This window comes from Campylobacter sp. US50a, from assembly GCF_004379015.1.
Taxonomy (GTDB): Bacteria; Campylobacterota; Campylobacteria; order Campylobacterales; family Campylobacteraceae; genus Campylobacter_D; species Campylobacter_D jejuni.
Genome location: NZ_RYYJ01000005.1, coordinates 80,446 through 101,525, shown reverse-complemented (window position 1 = coordinate 101,525; position 21,080 = coordinate 80,446). Strand labels below are relative to the sequence as shown.

20 protein-coding genes and 1 pseudogene are annotated in these 21,080 nt (G+C 29.5%); 6 read left to right on the top strand and 15 right to left on the bottom strand.

Annotated features, from left to right (window positions below):
• Nucleotide 1: 1 nt before the first annotated feature.
• From sucC to ELQ11_RS04780, 4 genes are all read right to left on the bottom strand, one after another.
• A complete protein-coding gene (sucC, locus tag ELQ11_RS04795) occupies nt 2–1,165 on the bottom strand; it encodes an ADP-forming succinate--CoA ligase subunit beta (protein ID WP_002872644.1) in 1,164 nt (387 codons plus the stop codon).
• The gene (locus ELQ11_RS04790) at nt 1,166–2,068 is read right to left on the bottom strand and encodes a malate dehydrogenase (protein WP_002861258.1); all 903 of its coding nucleotides are present in this window, start codon (nt 2,066–2,068) and stop codon (nt 1,166–1,168) included.
• Nucleotides 2,065–4,269: an NADP-dependent isocitrate dehydrogenase gene (locus ELQ11_RS04785; protein ID WP_126264422.1), complete on the bottom strand. Its 2,205-nt coding sequence runs from the start codon at nt 4,267–4,269 to the stop codon at nt 2,065–2,067. Before ELQ11_RS04785 ends, ELQ11_RS04790 begins: the two co-directional genes overlap by 4 nt.
• Before the next feature lie 116 nt (nt 4,270–4,385).
• The gene (locus tag ELQ11_RS04780) at nt 4,386–6,956 is read right to left on the bottom strand and encodes a DUF3971 domain-containing protein (protein WP_126264423.1); all 2,571 of its coding nucleotides are present in this window, start codon (nt 6,954–6,956) and stop codon (nt 4,386–4,388) included.
• Here ELQ11_RS04780 and mltG point away from each other — a divergent pair.
• From mltG to ELQ11_RS04755, 5 genes are all read left to right on the top strand, one after another.
• Nucleotides 6,871–7,872, top strand: a complete 1,002-nt coding sequence (gene mltG, locus ELQ11_RS04775; protein ID WP_032603289.1) for an endolytic transglycosylase MltG — start codon at nt 6,871–6,873, stop codon at nt 7,870–7,872. The genes ELQ11_RS04780 and mltG overlap by 86 nt on opposite strands.
• A gap of 79 nt (nt 7,873–7,951) precedes the next feature.
• Complete coding sequence (gene flgB, locus ELQ11_RS04770; RefSeq protein ID WP_002861254.1) at nt 7,952–8,383, top strand: flagellar basal body rod protein FlgB; 432 nt, start codon at nt 7,952–7,954, stop codon at nt 8,381–8,383.
• A 9-nt stretch (nt 8,384–8,392) separates the two neighbouring features.
• On the top strand, nt 8,393–8,887 hold the full coding sequence (flgC, locus tag ELQ11_RS04765) for a flagellar basal body rod protein FlgC (RefSeq protein ID WP_002855235.1): 495 nt from the start codon (nt 8,393–8,395) through the stop codon (nt 8,885–8,887).
• Nucleotides 8,888–8,893: 6 nt separating this feature from the next.
• Nucleotides 8,894–9,190, top strand: coding sequence for a flagellar hook-basal body complex protein FliE (fliE, locus tag ELQ11_RS04760; RefSeq protein WP_002856884.1), 297 nt, complete (start codon nt 8,894–8,896; stop codon nt 9,188–9,190).
• Nucleotides 9,191–9,196: 6 nt separating this feature from the next.
• A complete protein-coding gene (locus ELQ11_RS04755; protein ID WP_002870954.1) occupies nt 9,197–11,005 on the top strand; it encodes a penicillin-binding protein 2 in 1,809 nt (602 codons plus the stop codon).
• Here ELQ11_RS04755 and ELQ11_RS04750 read toward each other — a convergent pair.
• The 11 genes and pseudogenes from ELQ11_RS04750 to ELQ11_RS04700 form a co-directional block, all read right to left on the bottom strand.
• Nucleotides 11,002–12,771 (bottom strand): Na/Pi cotransporter family protein, encoded by a 1,770-nt coding sequence (locus ELQ11_RS04750; RefSeq protein ID WP_052857920.1) that lies wholly within the window; start codon nt 12,769–12,771, stop codon nt 11,002–11,004. The genes ELQ11_RS04755 and ELQ11_RS04750 overlap by 4 nt on opposite strands.
• 3 nt (nt 12,772–12,774) lie before the next feature.
• Nucleotides 12,775–13,209, bottom strand: coding sequence for a hypothetical protein (locus ELQ11_RS04745; RefSeq protein WP_070243453.1), 435 nt, complete (start codon nt 13,207–13,209; stop codon nt 12,775–12,777).
• Entirely contained in the window at nt 13,209–13,526 is a 318-nt protein-coding gene (locus ELQ11_RS04740) for a rhodanese-like domain-containing protein (protein WP_002861250.1), read from the bottom strand. The genes ELQ11_RS04745 and ELQ11_RS04740 overlap by 1 nt, the downstream gene beginning before the upstream one ends.
• Entirely contained in the window at nt 13,523–15,349 is a 1,827-nt protein-coding gene (htpG, locus tag ELQ11_RS04735; RefSeq protein WP_134225173.1) for a molecular chaperone HtpG, read from the bottom strand. The genes ELQ11_RS04740 and htpG overlap by 4 nt, the downstream gene beginning before the upstream one ends.
• Before the next feature lie 72 nt (nt 15,350–15,421).
• Complete coding sequence (gene crcB, locus ELQ11_RS04730) at nt 15,422–15,790, bottom strand: fluoride efflux transporter CrcB (RefSeq protein ID WP_052857932.1); 369 nt, start codon at nt 15,788–15,790, stop codon at nt 15,422–15,424.
• Nucleotides 15,784–16,476 (bottom strand): lysophospholipid acyltransferase family protein, encoded by a 693-nt coding sequence (locus tag ELQ11_RS04725; protein WP_126264427.1) that lies wholly within the window; start codon nt 16,474–16,476, stop codon nt 15,784–15,786. The genes crcB and ELQ11_RS04725 overlap by 7 nt, the downstream gene beginning before the upstream one ends.
• Nucleotides 16,457–17,653: an SH3 domain-containing protein gene (locus ELQ11_RS04720; RefSeq protein ID WP_126264428.1), complete on the bottom strand. Its 1,197-nt coding sequence runs from the start codon at nt 17,651–17,653 to the stop codon at nt 16,457–16,459. Before ELQ11_RS04720 ends, ELQ11_RS04725 begins: the two co-directional genes overlap by 20 nt.
• A pseudogene (purQ, locus tag ELQ11_RS04715) lies at nt 17,625–18,297 on the bottom strand (phosphoribosylformylglycinamidine synthase I). Before purQ ends, ELQ11_RS04720 begins: the two are co-directional and overlap by 29 nt.
• A gap of 1 nt (nt 18,298) precedes the next feature.
• On the bottom strand, nt 18,299–18,544 hold the full coding sequence (gene purS / locus ELQ11_RS04710; protein ID WP_002858611.1) for a phosphoribosylformylglycinamidine synthase subunit PurS: 246 nt from the start codon (nt 18,542–18,544) through the stop codon (nt 18,299–18,301).
• Between the two features lie 8 nt (nt 18,545–18,552).
• Nucleotides 18,553–19,263, bottom strand: a complete 711-nt coding sequence (gene purC / locus ELQ11_RS04705; RefSeq protein ID WP_002861244.1) for a phosphoribosylaminoimidazolesuccinocarboxamide synthase — start codon at nt 19,261–19,263, stop codon at nt 18,553–18,555.
• Nucleotide 19,264: 1 nt separating this feature from the next.
• On the bottom strand, nt 19,265–20,599 hold the full coding sequence (locus ELQ11_RS04700) for a S41 family peptidase (RefSeq protein WP_002856815.1): 1,335 nt from the start codon (nt 20,597–20,599) through the stop codon (nt 19,265–19,267).
• A gap of 117 nt (nt 20,600–20,716) precedes the next feature.
• Between ELQ11_RS04700 and ELQ11_RS04695 the strand changes: the two genes are divergently transcribed.
• On the top strand, nt 20,717–21,007 hold the full coding sequence (locus ELQ11_RS04695; protein ID WP_126230270.1) for a metal-sensing transcriptional repressor: 291 nt from the start codon (nt 20,717–20,719) through the stop codon (nt 21,005–21,007).
• Nucleotides 21,008–21,080 lie beyond the last annotated feature (73 nt).

Sequence of the window (21,080 nt, the reverse complement as noted above, 5' to 3'; positions counted from 1 at the left end):
CTTATCCTACTAAACTTTTTACAAGCTCTGCACCGTTTTTAAGATTGGTTGCTGCTTTGATATTTTTAAGATTTGAATTATCTAAAATTGTCTTTGCTTCTGCTGCGTTAGTGCCATCAAGACGCACTACAATTGGAATATTTACCTCAACATTCTTAGTAGCTTCTAAAATTCCATTTGCTATCCTATCACAACGAACAATGCCACCAAAGATATTAATAAATATAACTTTTACATTTTTATCTCTTAAAATAATTTCAAAAGCCTTTGCAACAGTTTCAGGAGAAGCTCCCCCACCTACATCTAAGAAATTTGCAGGTTTTGCACCACTATAATTAATAATATCCATAGTTGCCATTGCTAGACCCGCGCCATTTACCATACAAGCTACATCTCCATCTAATTTCACATAGCTTAAGCCAAATTCAGCCGCTTCTCTTTCAGCAGGATTTTCTTCGGTAATATCTCTAAGTTCAGCAATTTCAGGATGACGATAAAGTGCACTATCATCAAAACTGCATTTTGCATCAAGAGCATAAAAATCTCCTTCTGTAGTTTTAATTAAAGGATTGATTTCAAGCATATTCATATCTTTATCCATGTAAAGCTTATAAAGTTTAGCTATCATAGAAATGAGTTTTTTGCCTTCATCTTTATCAAGTCCTAAAACTCTCGCTACTTCAAGTCCATGAAACATTTTAAATCCAATTTGTGGATCAATACCTACTTTTGCAATTTTTTCAGGGCTTTCTTTGGCTACTTTTTCTATATCCATCCCTCCTTCACTTGAAGCGATAATGGTAATTTGCTCTGCCATTCTATTAAATAAAATAGCCAAATAATACTCTTTTACTATATTAGCGCCACTTTCTATATAAAGTTTTTGTACAAGCTTACCTTCAGGTCCTGTTTGATGAGTTACTAAATTCATTCCTAAAATTTTACTTGCGTAATCTTTTACCTCATCTAAATTCTTAGCGATTTTAACACCACCACCAAGACCACGGCCTCCTGCGTGAATTTGAGCTTTAACTGCCCAAACACTACCGCCTAATTCTTTAGCATTAGCCACAGCTTCATCTACGCTAAATGCAACTTTTCCCTTTAAGGTAGGGATGCCATTGTCTGCAAAAATTGCTTTTGCTTGATACTCATGTATGTTCATTTATTCTCCTTTATATTGATATTTGATTAAAGATTTTTCTAATTTGTCTTTTTCTTGCAAACTAAGATCTAATCTCATGATTTCAATCACACCTTCAAGTCCTAATCTTGCCATAACTCCCAAGGCTTTGTTTTGCACTCCAAATTCTCCATGTAAAATCACACTCATAGGTAAAAACTCGCCACTTCTTATGGACTCAAGCATTCTTATGCAAGCACTAGCAGGGGCTAAATAAGCTGAAGTTTTAAGATGTTTAATTACTTTAGCTCCACCTGTTTTAACTTCATTTTCCAAATCATCAAATTCTTCTTCATTTAAAAATTCGCTTATATTTTTATTTTTAACACTTGCGTAAGATTTTACCAAAACCATATCATCATTATGAAAACCAATAAGTCTTGTATCCACGCTTGACATCTTGACCTTAAGTTTTTTGGCAAGCTCGTACTTAAATCTTGCATTGTCTAAAACTCCTGCCATGGCTATAATTTTCTTTGATGAAAAAATTCCGCTTTCATAAAGAGTATTAAGTAGAAAATCCACAGGATTAGTTAAAATAATAAAAAGCGGATCTTCTGTAAAATCTTTAATTTTTTTAGCACAATCAAGCATAATGCTTGTATTTAACTGAAGCAATTCTTCTCTACTTTGCCCATCTTTTCTAGCAAAACCTGCGCTAAAAAGCACTATATCTGAATTTTTAGTATGAGTATAATCTTTAGTGCAAAGTAAATCTATATTTAAATTTAAAGCAGCTATGCTTTGAGTAAGCTCTAGTTCTTTTGCATAAAGTAAATCCTCATTGATATCTACTAAAACAATTTCATTTGCTATCTCTCTTAAAATCAAAGCATAAGCTACGCTTGAGCCTACATTACCAGCCCCTATAACAGTAATTTTCATCTTTGTCCTATTTTTTCTAAAATAGCGTTAAAAGTTGCACTTGGACGCATGATTTTATTTGCTTTTTCATCATCAAATTTATAATATCCACCCAAATCCACTTTCACACCTTGTGCATCATTAAATTCGGCTCTGATTTTTTCTTCATTAGAAGAAAGCTCTAGGGCAATATCTTTAAAAAAGCTTTGAAGCTCCATATCACTTGCTTGTCTTGCTAAATGATTTGCAAAATACATTGCTAAATAAAAATGACTTGTTCTATTATCATCTTCTTTAACTTTTCTTGATGGAGCTTTATTATTTTCAAGCCATTCGCCTATAGCCTCATCAAGACATTCTGCCAAAACCTTAGCTTTATGATTGCTACATTTATTTGCATAAAATTCCAAACTTGCTTGCAAAGCCAAAAATTCACCCAAACTATCCCAACGCAGATGATTTTCTTCGACTAATTGTTCTACTTGTTTAGGCGCTGAACCCCCTGCTCCTGTTTCAAACATAGCTCCACCATTTAACATAGGCACAACAGAAAGCATTTTTGCACTTGTTCCAAGCTCTAAAATAGGAAAAAGATCGGTTAAATAATCCCTTAAAACATTACCCGTGATAGAAATAACATCTTTACCTTCTCGGATTAACTCTAAACTTCTTAAACAAGCTTCTTTTGGAGCTAAAATGGCTATATCTTTACCCTTTTCTTTTAAACGATTTTGTACCAAAGTTATCATGATTTTATTACTAGCTCTTTTGCTATCTAACCAAAAAATAGCTTCGGCTCCACTAAGTTCTGATCTTTCTATACCTAAATCAATCCAATTTAACACCGCATCAAATTTAGCCTGATTGACTCTATAAATATCACCTTTTCTAACCTTATGTTCTAATAAAACTTTACCGTTAGAAACTATTTTAAAAGCTCCTTCTTCTTTAGCCACAAAGGTTTTATCGTGCGAGCCATATTCTTGGGCCTTTTTAGCCATTAAACCTACATTAGATACACTGCCAAGTTTTGAAGGATTTAAAGTACCATTTTTATGCAAATCTTCAACAACTGCTTCATAAATAGTTGCGTAAGTTTGATCAGGAATTACGGCATTTGTGTCCTTTTCCTTACCTTCCTTATCCCACAATCTTGCGCCATTTTTAAGCATTGCAGGCATAGAAGCATCAACAATAACATCGCTTGGAACATGAAGATTTGTAATACCTTTATCTGAATTTACCATAGAAATATCTGCAGATTTAGCTAAAATTTCATTGTATTTTTGTAAAATTTCATCTTTTTTGCTTGAATTTTCGATCTTACTTAAAAGCTCACTTAAACCATTATTTGGATTAATACCTAATTTTTCAAATTCATCTTGAAATTCGATAAATAATTCTTTAAAAAATACTTTTACCGCATAGCCAAAAAGTATAGGATCACTTACTTTCATCATTGTAGCTTTTAAATGCAAAGAAAAAAGCACATCATCATCTTTGCTTGCTTTAATTTCTTTTGCATAAAATTCCTGAAGTTTTTGCACATCCATAAAAGTAGCGTCTAAAATTTCATTTTTTTCAAGTTTTAAGCCCTCTTTTAAAATTTCATTTTTACCATCAACGCTTGTAAATTCTATATTAGCCACACAATCTTGATCGATTAAAACCGCTTTTTCATTAGAGAAAAAATCCCCTTCTTTCATGTAAGAAACACGAGTTTTTGAGTTTGGATTAAACTCAACCACACGATAAGGATTGTTTTTTGCATAGTCTTTTACCGCTTTTGTTGAACGACGATCTGAATTTCCTTGTCTTAATACAGGATTAACCGCTGAACCTAAAACTTTTTGATATTTTGTTTTAATTTGCAATTCTTCATCATTTTTTGGCTCATCTGGGTAATTTGGTAACATGTAACCCTTATCTTGCAATTCTTTAATTGCCGCCTTAAGCTGAGGAATAGAAGCTGAAATATTTGGGGTTTTAATAAGATTTGCATCCGATCTTTTGACAAGCTCGCCTAAAAGCTCTAAAGCATCTTCACATCTTTGTTCCTCTTTTAAATACTCACTAAAAGTAGCTAAAATCCTTCCAGATAAAGAAATATCCGAGGTTTTTACTCCTATATGTGCCCTACTTAAAAAAGCTTTCACTATAGGCAAAAACGAATAAGTCGCAAGAGCTGGAGACTCATCTGTTAAGGTATAAGTAATTTGCATTTTTAGTCCTTTAAAATACTTATTTTTATTTTCATTTTTAAGTATATTACAAATAAAAAAAAATGCAAGAGTAAGTTTAAAGTTTGTTTTAGTTTTCAAACAAACTTTAAATATTTTTAATTAAGTAAATTAGCAGGAAGTTGTATGATATTTTTAATAAGATTAAAAGGGGTTTTTAGAGTATCTGTTAAAATTTCGGTATGAAATTTAGGATCATCTATACTTCCATCTATTTTTAAGTTTGTGCTAATTTCTTGATTTTTACCTAAAATTACATAATTTAAAATTGGAACCTTGGATATAGCTTCTGAAGCTGATTTTAAAGTTTTAAGCTCTAAACTAAAATCCACTGTATTTAATCTTAAATTTGCTGATCCTAAACCATATATATCTACACTATCGCCATTTAAATTAATAGCTGAAACACTTAAAAGATCTTTTTTTCTATTAAAAATAATCTTTCCATCATGCAAGCTTAAACCTTTTTGATTAAAAGTTGGAGATTTAAACATCAATAAACTTGGTACAGTATCGATAAAGGAAATAAGCTGATTTACACCTTTTAAATCCTTCACATAAGTGTTTTTAAAATCAATCTGTCCATCAAAATACTCCAATCCACTTCCTTTTATACTTAAGTTAAACACTCCATCTTGAACAGCTTGTTTTTGTAAAAACTCATTTAAATAATTATCATCAATATTGCTAACGTTTAAATTTAAATCATTAGAAGAATAATAAAGTTCAAATTTTGCATTTCCTCTAGAACCTTTAAGATCCAAAGCATCGCCTTTTAAATCAGCCTCTACCCTATCAAAAGCCAAAGTTTTATTAGAATCTGACAAAATTAAAGCTACATTTGCTCCACCAAAACTAATATTTTGGGTATTAGTAGAAATATCAAATGTTGAATTTGAAGAGTTGGAACCTTTTCTATAAATATAACTTAAATTTTTCAAATGAATTTCTTTATTATCAGAACTTATTTTAGCACTTGCTGTATCACTTTGAGTATGAATTTCCATAATGCCCTTATTTTTTACAATATCAAAGCTATCATTTTCATAAGGAGTTTGACCGTTAATAAGTAAATTATTTTTAAAATAAGCATCATTAACGCTTGCATTAAAATCTTCAAAATTTAAAGTTTTATAATAAACATTTTTAGCATCGATAAACCCAAACTTTTTAAGCAATGGAGAAAATGAAAATAAAATCTTAGGATTACTAAGAATAGCCTCAAGTCCATCTTTAAAATTTAAAATCAAATTCCACTGAGGAATGCTAATGTTAACATTTTGCGAATAATCTAATTTTACTTCTACATTTTGATTTTTTAAATCTAAAAGCTCCCCATTGTCAAAATAAAGCCTTGAAATCTGAGTATTGAAATTTCCTTGCTGTTTTTGCAAGTCAAATTTAGCATTAAAATCAGCTTTTAAAAAGCCATTTTCAACACTAGCATTTTCTATATTTAAATTATTTTGATTTAATATTACAAATGCTTTTGTAATATTAAAATCAGCCAAAGAAATACTAGCATTCTCTAAAGCTAAAATACCACTATAAGAAATTTCACCCTTATCATGAAAATCAATTTTAAGCTCTAAATCACTTTTAATTTTTCCGCTTTTTTGATAAAAAGGTAATGAAAAATGATAATCTTCCAAAGCTTTAGCAAGTTTTTCATCAAATTTTAGATTATTAGACTTAATGCGCAAATAAATCCCAGCTTTTTTTTCATCAAATAAATCATATAGATAAACCTTACTAGAACTTAAATCAGCACCATTATAGAAAGCTTTATTAAAGACAAAATCAAGCTTTTGTTTGTTTAAATTTAAATCGAGTTTTGGAATTTCAATAGCATTCATTTTATCATCCAAGCGAACTTTGACATTATTAACATAACCTGATGCGCTAATATTGTCTAAATAATAATTATTTTTAGTAAAATCTATAAAGCCCTGCAAATAATCTAAATGATAAAATTCTCCCTTAGCCCTATATGCCATCCAAAGATTTAAACTCTGTGGAAGTTCTATTCTTTTATTAACTCTTTTAAAAATTTCCGTAATATTTCTAATATTTAAATCTTCTATTTTATAAGCTAAATTTTTATCTTTGTAAGAGATGCTTGCGTTAAAGTCAAGCAATTCTCCACTTGCTCTACCTTGAAAATAATAAAACTCGCTCTTAGTATTGATACTTAAATTTCCATCAATATTTAAATCATAATCTTTTAATAAAAGTTTTTTAATACCAGCTATAAGTTCTTTATTTTGACGCTGTAATGTTAATTTTAAAAACAATAAATCATTATCTATAAAAAATTCATTATCTTTAAATAAAATACGCACATGATTATCTTTTATATTTAAATTTTGTATATCAATCTCTTCAACAAAAGTATATAGATATTTTAAATTTTTTGTTATTTTTAAAATCTCTGTTGAAGCATTATCAGAAGAGTGAGTTTGTGATGAAATTTCGGAATTTTGAGTCTCATTTATAGTGATATTTTTTGCTCGTACAATTAATTTTTTATCTAATTTAATATATAATTGTTCTAATTTTAAAAAATCAAATTGGATACTAGAGATGACAATCCCATTTTTAAGCACTATAAACAAAGCTAATATAAGCACAACAAAAAATACAACAATATATAAAATTTTCTTTTTCATACGCAACTTCTTTTTGATATTTATTTTGGGGATTTTTTATTATCTAACTCAGCCTTTAAAAAGCAATTCTGTGGTATTTATTCCCCAAGGTTCAATTTCTCAAATTATAACATATTTAAAGCAAAATAAATATCAGATGAGTAGTATTGATAAATATATTTTATTTTTTTTAGGACACCCTCAATCAGGCTGGATCAACATAGGTACAAAAGATTTAAATAGGGCTGAATTTCTACATAAACTCACTATTGCTAAAGCAGCGCTTCAAACCATTACTCTTATCCCAGGAGAAACAAGCGTAATCTTTTTAGAACAAGCAGCCAAACAACTTGGACTTGATAAAGATATGCTTTTAAAAGAATTTCAAGCTCAAGCTCCTTATGATGAAGGAGTTTTTTTACCAGAAACTTATAAAATCCCAAAAGGCATTACAGAAAATCTACTCATTCAAATGCTTTTAAACCATGCTGAAATTTCCAATAAAAAAACTTCTGAGAAAATTTTTGGGGATTATAATCCAAAAAAATGGCACCAATATATCATCATCGCTTCTGTAATACAAAAAGAAGCTGCCAATGAAAATGAAATGCCTATAGTTGCAAGCGTAATTTATAATCGACTTAAAAAAGGTATGAAGCTTCAAATGGATGGAACTTTAAATTATGGAATTTACTCCCATGTAAAAGTTACCCCACAAAGAATAAGACAAGATAATAGCTCTTATAATACCTATAAATTTACAGGATTGCCTAAAGAAGCGGTTTGTAATGTTTCTTTAGCTGCTATTCGTGCAGCTATTTTTCCTTTAAAGACAGATTATTTATATTTTGTGCGTGATAAAAATACTGGAGTTCATATTTTTAACACAAATATAGATGATCACAATAAAGCCATAAATTTACAAAAAGGAAAATAATTTTGATATTTTTATGCAAAATAGTTAAATTGGAACAGTATTTGCTTGTTAATATTAAAAATTATAAAAAGGATAAAAAATGATTAACCCATTTAAGTCAAAAGAACTAGTCACTGGTGCTTTAGCGGGTAGAAATCTAAGAAATCAACTCATCAATGCCAATCTTGCAAATGTTGATACTCCTTTTTATAAAGCAAGAGATATTGAATTTGAAACAGCTTTGGTAAATCGTGCAAATGAAATTTTTAAAAAAAATGATAATAAAGAATTGCAATTAGCCATAACCGAAGAAGGACATCAAAAACCTTGGAAATTTCCAGATCCTAGTAAATCTACTATTTACTTAAGAGACGGACATTTAGCAAGAAATGATGCAAATACTGTTGATCTAGATGTAGAAACCACAGAAATGAGCAAAAATACAGTTATGATAACAGCTCTTGATGGAGTTTTAAGAAGACAAAGCAATATCTTTAGTTCTATACTTGATGCAAGCTCTAAATTAAGTTAAAGGTAAATTATGGCATACTTAAGTGATTTTGATATTAGTGGTTATGGTTTAAGTGCTCAACGTTTTAGAATGAATGTTATTAGCTCTAATATAGCTAATGCAAACACTACAAGAACAGCTGAGGGTGGGCCTTATAGAAGACGCGAAGTGATCTTTAAAGCAACAGATTTTGATAAGCTTTTAAATGAGCAAATTAACAAAGATAATAATTTTTTAAAATATGAAAATCCTTTAAATGATCCAAGTTCGCCAGAAGAAGCTAAACCTGCTATTCAAAGTGTTGTAGTGGATAAAGTGGTCAGAGATGACAAAGATTTTCGCATGAAGTATGATCCGAGCCATCCTGATGCAAATGCTGAAGGTTATGTAGCGTATCCAAATGTAAATCCTGTTATTGAAATGGCAGATTTGATTGAAGCTACAAGAGCTTATCAAGCGAATGTAAGTGCTTTTACAAGTGCAAAAACTATAGCTCAAAGTGCGATTGATTTATTAAGAGGATAATAAAAAATGAACAATATTAATGATTTAAGATTAAATAATAATATTTCAAATACCAACAAAAGTCAAAATTCCACAGGAATTGGTGATGAATTTGCCAAGATGCTTAAAAATGAAATCGATGATTTAAATAAAGCACAAGAAAGTGGAGAAGCTGCAATGACAGACATTGCCACAGGACAAGTAAAAGATCTGCATCAAGCAGCTATAGCTATCACTAAAGCTGAAAGCAGTATGAAATTTATGCTAGAAGTAAGAAATAAAGCGATCAGTGCTTATAAAGAAATCACAAGAACTCAAATTTAAACCCTAATGCAAGAATATAAAAAAAATAGGGTTTCAAAAGTTGCCTTTGCCTACTGCATGGCACTTTTGTTTATGATTATTTTTATCAGCTCTACTTTTTTTCTTACATCAAAACGTCATATACCTAACACTGAAAAAGATCAATACGCTCTTGCTCTAAGAGGATCGATTATAACTAAAGATAATTTTACTATCACAAGTTCTAAACAAATTTATCGTGCTGAAATTGATCTTAGAAGTATCAATAAAGATAAATTTGATCTATTTTTAAAGCTTTTTCAAATTTATAGTGGGATAAGTAACGATCAAATAGCAGATATTAAAAAAAGAATGCAAAATCAAAAAAAACGTTCTTATAATTTTGTTCTTTTACAAAACTTAGATTCCAAGCAAGCAAGCTACCTTAAAGACCTTGCTAAAAAACTTTATATACAAGGCTTTTTCAAAGCTTTTACAAATAATTCTGGAAGAGTTGAAACAAGAGGATTAAATATCATCGAACATGAAGAAGATAGAATTTACATGTCAAAAGATTCTTTTACTCCTATTATCGGTTATACTAAAATGATATTAGATCCAGAAAGTGGAATTTTAAAAAATATAGGAGTTAAAGGTTTAGAAAAATACTACGATGAATGTCTAAGTCCTGTTCAAAATGAAAAAATTCAAGGACTTAAAGATATAGGTGGAAATATTATTTTAAATCTAAATTCACTACAACAAAAAAAGATCAATGGTTGTGATTTATATTTAAATCTTTCTTTGAAACTACAAAAAAGCATAGAAAAAGCCATAGATCAAAGAAATGAGGATTTAAAAGCCAATGAAATCATCGTTGGGGTAATGGAAAGCAAAACAGGAAGAATTTTAGCTTTAGCAAGCTCAAGGCGCTATGACCCGCAAAATCGTGGAAAAGATCTATCAGTTCTTAATGCAAGTGCTATAGAATACGGCTATGAAGCAGGTTCTGTTATAAAACCTTTTATCTTTACAACAGCCTTAAGACTTGGTAAAATAAAAATGGATGAAGTAATTAATACTTATGGCGGTTCTTATAAGCTAGGACGTTTCACCATCAAAGACGATCACAAAATGGACAAAATGACTATGGAGGAAGTTATAAGATATTCTTCAAATATAGGCATGATACAAATTGCTAAAAGACTTAACAATATAGAAATCGTATCAGGACTTAAAATATTTAAATTTGGCGAAAAAAGTGGTATTGACCTACCCTATGAACAAAAAGGAGAAATTCCAAATCCTAAGCGCTTAAGAGATATAGAAAAATCTGTTTTAAGTTATGGTTATGGACTTAAAACAACCTTTATACAACTCCTTGCAGCTTATAATGTTTTCAACAATGATGGGTTTTATATCACACCGCGTTTAGCTGAAAAATTCTATCAAAATGGACGCTTTACAAATCTTGATAATGATGTAAAAAAAGAAAAAATTCTTTCTAGCGAAGCCACTAAAACGATGCAAAATGTTCTTATAAATGTTATAGAAAAAGGAACAGGAAAAAAGGCAATTACACAAGGTATTATTGCAGGAGGTAAAACAGGAACGGCAAGAATAGCCGAAAGACAAGGTTACACCTCAAATCGCTACAATGCATCCTTTTTTGGTTTTGCAAATGATTTAAATCACGCCTATACCATAGGAGTTCTCGTAAGACATCCTACTAAACCTTATAGTTATTATGCTGCACAAAGTGCTTTGCCTATGTTTAAAGATGTTGTTGATATTTTAATCAATGAAGAATTTCTAACGCCTATACAAGACAATAACCAAACTAACACAAACAACTAGTTTGATATATCTTTAGAAAATATCACCTCAACAGCACCTATAAGTTCTTCAGCAATCTTAGCAGCAAAAGTTGTATCATTAAGTATTGAAATTCCTTCAGCTGTTGTGATTTTTCTTACTGAAATAAGATGTTCAACATTGCTCAAGGTTAAAGTATCGATTTCTTTTAAAATTTCTTTTCCTTTTTGAAGATTTTTAATAATCAAATAAAGCTTTTCACGATCTTCAACCACTCTAAGCTCTTCGATACTTCTTAAAAGCTCTCCTAAATTCGATCTAATTTTATTATACTCTAAAGCCAAAAATTCATTAGAAGAACTAGAATATTTCTTAATATTTGCTTGGATAATTTTTAAATTTTTAGTTGTTTCGACTAAATTTTTAGCTGCCATCTTAAAGGTAAAAATTTTATGATTCTTTGTTTCATCGTTAATATAAACTTGTGCTTTAGTTGAAAAATCAATAATAGCTTCAAAAAGAACCTTTATCCTAGTTTGATACAAATAGTCCAAATCCACATTTTTACTAAACCACCTTTTATTTTCTAAAATTTCTTTAAAACTTTTATCACTTTGTATATCTTTACGACTAAAACCTATAGCATGAGCAACAATTGCATAGGTATTGTTATAAAGATGCTCGCTTTCTTTCCTTAAAGCTTCGATGGCTGTGTCGCTAAACTTAACCAAACTACTATCAAGATATAAAGGTTTGTCTTTATTCTTATCTTTAGGAGCTTTTACTATCTTATTTAAAAAAAGAACAATTTGAGGAGTAAAGAATGAAAAAAGCACAACACCAATTAAATTAAACAAAGTGTGAAATAATGCTACTTTCAAAGCTATATCTTCTATGTTTAATATAATGGATAAAAAATTAAGAAAATGTATAAAATAAGGAAAAATAAGCACTATTAAAAAAGCTATACCAAAATTAAAAATACAATTTGCAAACGCTAATTTCTTTCCTTCAATATTGGTACTTAAAGAAGCTAAAACAGCCGTTACAACCCCTCCAACACTAGTACCTAAAGTTGCTGCTAAGGAATTTTCCAAACTGATTTGTCCAGCAAGTAAAGCAGCAACAATAATAGCCATTGTAGCTGTGCTTGATTGTATAACTCCTGTAAGCAAAGCACCTAATCCTAAAAAAACAAAAACTCCTTTAAAACCAGCAAAATCAAAGCGAGAAAGATCAATTATATGTTTAAAATTTTCAAAACCACTTTTAATATAATCCACACCCAAAAAGAAAAATCCTATACCAATAAAAATATTACCCAAACCCTTTAATACACTATCTTTTTGAAAGAAAAATAATACTCCAATAATCAAAAGTGGGATAGCTAACATTGAAATTTTAATATTTGTCAAACCAACAATCAGCCAAGAACTTGCCGTATTTCCTAAATTTGCTCCAAAAATAATCCCTATGCCCGCACCTAAAGAAATAAGCCCTGCACTCAAAAAAGAAATCGTAATAATAGAAACTAAAGTTGAAGATTGCATAATTAAAGTACTTAAAGTACCAAAAAGTATACTTTTTATCTTTGTATCAGTTGACTTTGCTAAAATTTTTTCAAGCAAACCACCACTAAAAGCTTTAAAACCTATACCTAAATTAGTCATTCCAATAAGAAGTATTGCCACTCCTGCTAAAAGATTGGCAAGCTCATCATAACGAATTAAAATAAAAATCAGAACTAAAGTAAAAATGCTCCATGAAATAAATTTAAAATATTTTAAAGAATTTCTTTCCTCTTGCAATACCTAACCTTTTAATTTTTCAAATTCATTCATCAGAAATTCCCTCAAATTTTCAGCTTCTTCTTCCCCTTTTTCTAGATACTCAAGTAATAAATTTTCTAATTCTTTTAAAAAAGAAAAAAGTTCATTTTGCCAGATACTATCGCTTTTATTACTCAAATTCATGGTTTGTATGAAAGTCAGCTCCCTGCTTAAATCCCCAAGTTTTTCTAAAAATTCATCTTTTTGATCAGAAATTTTTAATGCTAAATTAGTATTTTGGATATTTTCTTTAAATTCTCTGATTTTTTCATCGATTAAATCACAAAATTTCGGATAAATATCCATTTTAATAGGCTCTAAAAGAGTTCGCTCATCTATATTTAAAGTAAGCTTTTTAACAGCAAAATAAAGAGCTAAAAAAGACAAAGCTGCTATGAGTAAATAAATTCCTAGCATTAATAACCCTTAAGGGCTAGCATGCCGCCATCTAAATTAATGCTTTCAAGTCCCAATTTTTCGGCTATAAATTCAGCTGCAACCATGCTTCTATGACCACTACGACAAATAAAAGCAAGTTTTTTATTTTCATCTCTTTTACTTTGAAATTCATCTAAAAATTTAGCATTTAAAAGCCCTTTATTATCATATAAAGCCACACATTGCGCATTAGGTAAAATACCTTCTTCCCATTCTAAAGGAGTGCGCACATCAAAAATTTGATATGCGTTTAAATCTTGCTTTGTCCAAAGACTTGCAGGGATATTCTCTATCATGAAAAAGCCTTGTTGATGATTTTTGTAAGGCTTGCATTAAATTCAGCAGGATTATCCACGCCCATACCTTCGCTTAGTTTTGCCATATTTAAAACTAGGGTTGCTATATCTGCGCTAAAGGTTTCGTTGTTTTTAAGACCTGTAAAAATAGCGTGTTTTGGATTGATTTCTAAAATAGGTTTGAAATTTTGCTCTTGACCCATTTGTTTTAAGAGTTGCTGCATAGCAAAATCAGGTTTATTTTTATCATAAACTATACAACTTGGGCTATCTTTTAAACGACTGGTTAGTCTTACATCTTCAACTTGATCTTTTAGAAGTTCTTTAAATTTAGCTACAAGTGGAGCAAAAGTATTTTTTTCCTCATCACTTAGTTCATTTTTATCTTCTACTTGATTGATGGCTACAAATTTCAAATCTTCAAATTCTAGCATAGGAGTTACTAAAGAATCAATCTCATCGTCCATGAGTAAAACTTCTATATTTTTTTGTTTATACTCTTCAAGCAAAGGAGAGGTTCTTAATAAACTTTCATTATTTCCTGCTATATAAAAAATTTCCTTTTGTTCGCCTTGAAGGTCATTTTTATACTCCTCTAAAGAGCGTAAATTTTCACCTTTAGTGCTTTTATAAAGCATGAGTTTTAAAAGACTATCTTTTTCTCCGCCAAAACCATAAAGTCCTTCTTTTAATACTTTACCAAAGGTTTTAAAGAAAGATAAGTATTTTTCTTTATCATTGTTTTTTAGTTTTTCAAGTTCACCTAAAATCTTTTTAACGCTAGCTTCTTTAACACCTTTTAAAATTTGATTTTCTTGCAAAATTTCACGGCTTACATTAAGCGGCAAATCTTCTACATCGATAATCCCACGCACAAAACGCAAATAAGTTGGTAAAAGTTCTTTATCGTCATCGCTGATAAATACGCGTTTTACATAAAGTTTTAAGCCACTTTGATAATCCACACGGAATAAATCAAAAGGTGCATTTTGTGGTATAAAAAATAAAGAATTGTATTCTAATTTTCCTTCGCTTTTAGTGTGAAGATAAAGTAAAGGTTTGTTTGAATCATGAAAATTTTGCTCATAAAATCTTTCATAATCTTCTGCTTTAAGGCTTGATTTTTGCATTCTCCATAAAGCATTGGCTTTATTGATTTGAGAAATTTTAAGTTCAGTTTTCCCTTCTTCTTCGCCTTCTTTAGCAGGAGTAAATTCTTCTTTTTCCATGAAAATTGGAAATTGAATATGATTAGAATATTTTTCTATAATGCTTTCGATTTTATAAGTATTAGCAAACTCATCATCTTTTAAGTATAAAGTAATGCTTGTACCTTGTTCTTCTTTGTTTGCGTCATTAATCTCATAGCCATTTGCATCAGAACTCCAAAGATAAGCTTTATCATCTAAAGCTTTTTTGCTTAAAACTTCGATTTTACTAGCCACCATAAAAGCAGAATAAAAACCTACTCCAAATTGTCCTATGAGTTGAGAATCTTTTTTAGCATCACCACTTAAATTTTCTAAAAAGCTTTTAGTACCGCTTTTTGCTATGGTTCCAAGGTTGTTGATAAGATCATCTTTATCCATACCTATACCATTATCACTAATACTTAAAGTTTTTTTATCTTTATCAATTTTGATTTCAATTTTAGGTTCGAATTTTAAGCTTTTATATTTATCATCACTTACGCTCAAAAAATTAAGCTTATCTAAAGCGTCGCTTGCGTTTGAAATAAGTTCTCTTAAAAAAATTTCTTTATTAGAATATAAAGAGTGTATCATAAGCTGTAAAAGCTGATTTACTTCGGTTTGAAATTGCATTTTAATCTCCTTTGTAATTTTTTAAAGTGGTATTTTAGCAAAAAATACAAATTCTAAAGTAAATTTAAAGATTTATTTGAAAATTATAAAACCAAGCCATGTAGCAAATAAGCAAAGAAAGACATTTAAGATAATATTTAACGCAAAATGAAGATAATTTCCACTTTGCAAAAGAAGTAAATTTTGATAAGAAAAAGTAGAAAAAGTTGTAAAAGCTCCTAAAAAACCTGTACTTATAAAGCTTTTAAGTAAAGGAGATAAACCTTTATTTTGCACATAAGAAAACAAAAGTCCTATGATAAAAGAACCCAAAACATTAACAAAAAGAGTTCCAAGGTTGATAGAATAAGGAAAAAATTTATTCACTAAATTTATAGAAAGCATTCTTAATATTGCTCCTATAAATCCCCCAAAACCAACAACTAAAAGGGTATTTAGCAAAGCTTAGCTCTTTCTTGCTCGAGCAATTCTTGCATTTTTTTTCTGGTGTTTTCAAGCCATTTTTCATCATTTGTATCGACTAAATCCATACAAATGATTTTAAGTACTCCACTGCTTGCACTAAAACTTTTTGTGTCTAAAATTTTTGCAGAATCCACAATTAAAATAGGCTGAACTTTAAGATTTAATTTTTCACTTAAAATTTTTGCTCCACTTTGAAATTTAAACATTTTTTCATTTTTAGATCTAGTTCCTTCTGGAAAAATAGCCAAAACCCTATCTTCACTAATTCTTTCTTTTGCTTCTTTTAAAACTCGCACTAAATCACGCGGATTTTTTCTATCTATACAAAGAAGTTTTGGTTTTTTCATAGCAACTTTGAAAATAGGAATTTCTCCTAATTCTTTTTTGGCAATCCAGCATAAATTTTTAGGATATAATTCTTCTAAAGCGATAATATCTAAAGCACTTTGATGATTCATTAAAATCATCTGAGCTTGCGGATTAAAAGTGCCAATGATTTCTTGTTTATAAGAGATGGTGTATCTTTGAAATTTAGCCCAAATTTTGCGGATTTTCCAAAGTGTGTTTTGAGATTTTGTAAAGCAAAAACAAAAAACCACTAAAGCAACGCTTAAAACAAAAAAAATCCAAAAATAAAGAGCTTTAATTTTTTTGTAAATCATCTTTATTAATCCAACCTATTTTTCCATCAGAAAACAGTACTTTAATATAATTTTGTCTTTTGCCTAAAACTTCTACTTTTTCATCTACATTTGCCGTATAAAAATAAGTTGAAGGCTCTGTAGGTAAAATTTTAGCCCTAGAACCAGCCTTGATAATCGCATTTTGAGTATTGGTATCTACAAGAAAACTAAGTGCAAAACAAACAACTGCCAAAGCCAAAATAATGTAATTTTTTCTCCATACAAATAAAGCTCCAAATAAAACCGCTAAAAACCATAAGGTATATTGTTTATAAATATTTAAGTCTTTATTTATAGGATTTAAATCACTCTGAGTACTGATCTCATCGTCACTAATTTTTAGTTTTAAATTTATATTTTCAAGCTTTTTACTGTCCTTATTGAAATACGAAAATTCAAAATTTGTTTTACTTAATGGCAAAATAGCATAATAAAAAGCATTAGAAGCATTAAAATCCCCTTTTAAATTTTCAATGCCTTGCTTTTGAATTCCTTCTATAAAAAAGCTTTTAAGATTTGTATTGGTTGCGTTTAGTTCTACCATCATAATGATATTAGCATCATCAAAATAACTCGCTTTAACTTTTTTAATTTCCAAAGAACTTGCCACAAGGTGTGAAAAATCTTTATTGGATAAAATATTTTCAAATTTGATAGGATTAAGATTGATATCAGCCTCTTGAAAAGCTTCATTATTTCTAAGAAGTTTGATAGAAATTTTACTCAAACTAGCATTTGAATTTTTAGCTTCAAACCATAAAGTTGTTTTATATTCGTCATTGATAAATTCCCATTTTGCATCTGGATTTAAAAAAGATAAATTAGTTTTTTCTACGCTTATGTTAAAATCAAATTTTGTATTTTCCGTAGTGCGAGCATAGATCGTAATAGGAAAAACTTCTCCAACATATACCCTACTTGGATATTCATCATTTGTAAGAACCAAACTCCCTTTAGCTATAAAAGGATCATCTACATTGCTTTCAAAGTCATTATTTTCATCGCTTGGCGGAATATTTTGATAAATTTTTTGTTCTTCTTGGGGTAATTTTTGTAATTCTTTTTGCATATTTTCATCTTGGCCGCTAAATACAGAAATTTCACCTCTGCCAAACAATACAACAACACTAAAAATTAAAGTTAATAAAATTTTCAAAATAAAAAGCCTTTAAGCATTTTCAAACCTAGATCATTACCTAGAACTTTTTCACAAGCACGCTCAGGATGTGGCATGAGTCCAAAGATTTTTTTGTTTTCATCACAAATTCCTGCGATATCAAATACAGAACCATTTGGATTTGACTCGTATTTTAGAGTAATAAGATCTTTATCTTGCAATTCTTTTAAAGTAGCCTCATCAGCGTAATAATTTCCCTCTCCATGGGCAATTGGTAAATTAATAATTTCATCTTTTTTGAAATTTTTCAAAAAGGCATTATCATTAGAAACTACTCTTAAATTTTGGTTTTTTGAGATAAAACTAAGATTGTTGTTATGCTTCATTGCACCTTTTAAAAGACCGCTTTCAAGTAAAATTTGAAAACCATTACAAATACCTAAGATATATCCTCCCTTTTTTGCATGATTAAAAACACCTTGCATAACAGGAGCAAGTTTTGCAATAGCTGCACATCTTAGATAATCTCCATAAGAAAATCCGCCTGGCAAAACAACTAAATCTGTATCAAATTCTTTTTCTTCATGCCAAACAATCTGCGTTTTTACTCCAAGTTTTTCAAAGGCATAAGCTGTATCAAATTCACAATTTGTCCCTGGAAATCTAATAATAGCAACTTTCATTTTACTCTTTCTCAATTATAAGCTCATAATCTTCAATGACGCTATTTACCAACAACTCTTCACACATTTTTTTGACTTGTTCTTTGGCTAATTTTTCATCTTTCTCATCAAGAGAAATTTTGATTTGTTTTGCTATTTTTACTTCTTTTACGCTATTAAAATTTAAAGAATGCAAAGCTTTTTCCACCGCTTTGCCCTGTGGATCTAAAACCCCATTTTTTAAAGAAATATTTACAATAACTTCCATATTTTTCCTTAATTTAATATTCTTTTTAAAACTTCTTCATAAGCCATTTTTACATTACCTAGATCTTGACGAAATCTATCTTTGTCTAATTTTTCATTATTAAATTTATCCCAAAATCTACAACTATCAGGACTTATTTCATCAGCTAAAACAAGTTCATTATCTTTAGTTAAACCCAGTTCGATTTTAAAGTCAATCAGCCTTAAATTCTTATTGTCAAAAAATGGAGTTAAAATAGAGTTAATCTTTCTAGCTATATTTTTAATTTCACTAATTTGAGCTTCATTTTGCACTAAATTTAAAATCAAACAATGCTCATCATTGATAAAAGGATCGCCTAAGGCATCATCTTTAAGACAAAATTCCACCAAAGCAAAAGGTAGTACAGTGCCATCTTTAATGCCCAGTCTTTTTGTAAGAGAACCTGTTGCAACATTGCGTACTATAACTTCAATAGGAACAATTTTACATTTTTTAACCACTTGTTCTGTATCGCTTATAGTTTCTACCAAATGGGTTTTAATCCCATTTTTTTCAAGCAAATGAAAAATTTCAGTACTGATTTTACAGTTTAATGCGCCTTTTCCACTTTCATTGCCTCTTTTTTCTGCATTAAAAGCAGTTAAATCATCTTTAAACTCACTAATTAGTAAATTTTCATCATCGGTTTTGAAAAGTTTTTTACCTTTTCCTTCGTAGAGCATTTCTTTTTTTGTCACTTTATTGTCCTTGTTTGATATTTAAAATTTTAATAGTATCAATAGCTGATTTTAACTGTGCGTCATCATTGATTTGTTTTTGACTGATTAGATTTTTATTGTCTTTATTTTCTTGTTTATCTTCTTTTTTATTTTTATCTATTTTTTCAAGCTCACTTTCTAAATGTTGTTTTAAGTCGCTTTCTTTTATAGAAAAACCATCTTCTTGAGTATTTACTTTACCTGGAAAAACTTCAATATCAGGTTTTACACCCACTGCTTGAATAGTACGCCCGCTTGGAAGATAATATCTTGCAATAGTAAGCCTTAAAGCTTCAGTTTTATTAATAGGTATGATTTGTTGAACACTACCTTTTCCAAAAGTATTTTCACCCACAATAACACCGCGTTTAAGATCTTGTAAAGCTCCACTTACAATTTCACTTGCACTAGCACTTCCACCATTTACAAGCACAACCAAAGAAGCATTAGAAATTTTGTTTTTAGGATCGGCTTTATATTCTTGATTTTCACTTGCAATGCGTCCTTTTTGAGAAACAATAACACCTTTATCTACAAATAAATTTACAAGTCCTATAGCTTGATTTAAAAGTCCACCAGGATTATTTCTAAGATCTAAAATAACCCCTTTAACATTAGGATATTTTTTAAGTTCTTTACTTGCCACATCTACAACATTTTTATCAAAATTTGTAACTCTAAGATAAAGAATGTTTTCATTTTCTATCATTTTTGCATAAACACTTTCTATCTTAATAATTTCTCTTGTAAGTGTAACATCAAAAGGTTTTGTTGCACCTTTTCTAAAAATGGTTAAAGTGATTTGAGTTTTTGGCTTACCACGCATTTTATCTACAGCATCATTGAGATTAATTCCTAAAGTGGCCTCATCATTAATTTTTAAAATAATATCTCCTGATTTTATCCCTGCTTTATCTGCTGGTGTTCCTTCTATAGGAGAAACAACTGTTAAAGCGCCATCTTTCATACCTACGGTTATACCAAGGCCACCAAATTCACCATTGGTTTGAATTTTCATATCATTAAAATCTTTTTCATTTAAAAAAGAAGAATGCGCATCAAGATTGCTTAAAAGCCCTGATAAAGATTTATCCACCAAATCGCTGATATTTTGATCATCCACATAATATTGCTCTACTATGGCAAGAGTTTTTGTAAGCTTATCTAAAGCTTCTAGGCGTTTTTGAACCTGCTCTTCTTTTTGATCAACTTTAGCTTGTAAATGACTTGTTAAAAATAGACATAAAATAAAAGTAGTGGCAAAGCCTGCAAGACCTGCAAAAAATCGTTTTGTTTTCAAAATAAGCTCCATTATTGAGTTTTAGTTTAAAGAGTAAATTTTAATAAAAATTACTTAAAACTTCGTAAATAAATTTAAATTCTTAAAAATATGTTAAAATAGACTAAAAATTCCAAAAAGAAAGTTAATACAATGTGCCAAGAAAAACATATTCATACACATTCTCAAAAACATCTTAAAGCAGTTTGCAATCGTCTAAGTAGAACCATAGGGCATTTAAGTGCTATTAAAAGAATGGTTGAAAATGACAAAGACTGTAGTGAAATTTTAATCCAGCTTGCTGCCGTAAAAGCCGAAGTTAACAATACTGCAAAAGTAGTTTTAAAAGAACATTTAGCTCATTGTATGGTACATGCTATAGAAGAAAATGATATTCAAAGCATAGAAGAATTAAACAAGGCTATAGATATGTTTATGAAATAATCTAAAATTAGTTATTTGTCCTATTATTTAAAAAATTTTACTCAATTAACTTGACATTATATGACTAAAGTTA

What these genes read in the sequence shown, in the direction of transcription:
- ELQ11_RS04755 (WP_002870954.1), top strand. Translation starts at nt 9,197, where the DNA reads ATGCAAGAATATAAAAAAAATAGGGTTTCAAAAGTTGCCTTTGCCTAC.
- ELQ11_RS04725 (WP_126264427.1), bottom strand. Translation starts at nt 16,476, where the DNA reads ATGATTTACAAAAAAATTAAAGCTCTTTATTTTTGGATTTTTTTTGTT.
- purS (WP_002858611.1), bottom strand. Translation starts at nt 18,544, where the DNA reads ATGGAAGTTATTGTAAATATTTCTTTAAAAAATGGGGTTTTAGATCCA.
- htpG (WP_134225173.1), bottom strand. Translation starts at nt 15,349, where the DNA reads ATGCAATTTCAAACCGAAGTAAATCAGCTTTTACAGCTTATGATACAC.
- ELQ11_RS04780 (WP_126264423.1), bottom strand. Translation starts at nt 6,956, where the DNA reads ATGAAAAAGAAAATTTTATATATTGTTGTATTTTTTGTTGTGCTTATA.
- ELQ11_RS04740 (WP_002861250.1), bottom strand. Translation starts at nt 13,526, where the DNA reads ATGATAGAGAATATCCCTGCAAGTCTTTGGACAAAGCAAGATTTAAAC.
- fliE (WP_002856884.1), top strand. Translation starts at nt 8,894, where the DNA reads ATGAACAATATTAATGATTTAAGATTAAATAATAATATTTCAAATACC.
- ELQ11_RS04790 (WP_002861258.1), bottom strand. Translation starts at nt 2,068, where the DNA reads ATGAAAATTACTGTTATAGGGGCTGGTAATGTAGGCTCAAGCGTAGCT.
- ELQ11_RS04695 (WP_126230270.1), top strand. Translation starts at nt 20,717, where the DNA reads ATGTGCCAAGAAAAACATATTCATACACATTCTCAAAAACATCTTAAA.
- ELQ11_RS04785 (WP_126264422.1), bottom strand. Translation starts at nt 4,269, where the DNA reads ATGCAAATTACTTATACCTTAACAGATGAGTCTCCAGCTCTTGCGACT.
- flgC (WP_002855235.1), top strand. Translation starts at nt 8,393, where the DNA reads ATGGCATACTTAAGTGATTTTGATATTAGTGGTTATGGTTTAAGTGCT.
- mltG (WP_032603289.1), top strand. Translation starts at nt 6,871, where the DNA reads ATGACAATCCCATTTTTAAGCACTATAAACAAAGCTAATATAAGCACA.
- sucC (WP_002872644.1), bottom strand. Translation starts at nt 1,165, where the DNA reads ATGAACATACATGAGTATCAAGCAAAAGCAATTTTTGCAGACAATGGC.
- ELQ11_RS04745 (WP_070243453.1), bottom strand. Translation starts at nt 13,209, where the DNA reads ATGCTAGGAATTTATTTACTCATAGCAGCTTTGTCTTTTTTAGCTCTT.
- flgB (WP_002861254.1), top strand. Translation starts at nt 7,952, where the DNA reads ATGATTAACCCATTTAAGTCAAAAGAACTAGTCACTGGTGCTTTAGCG.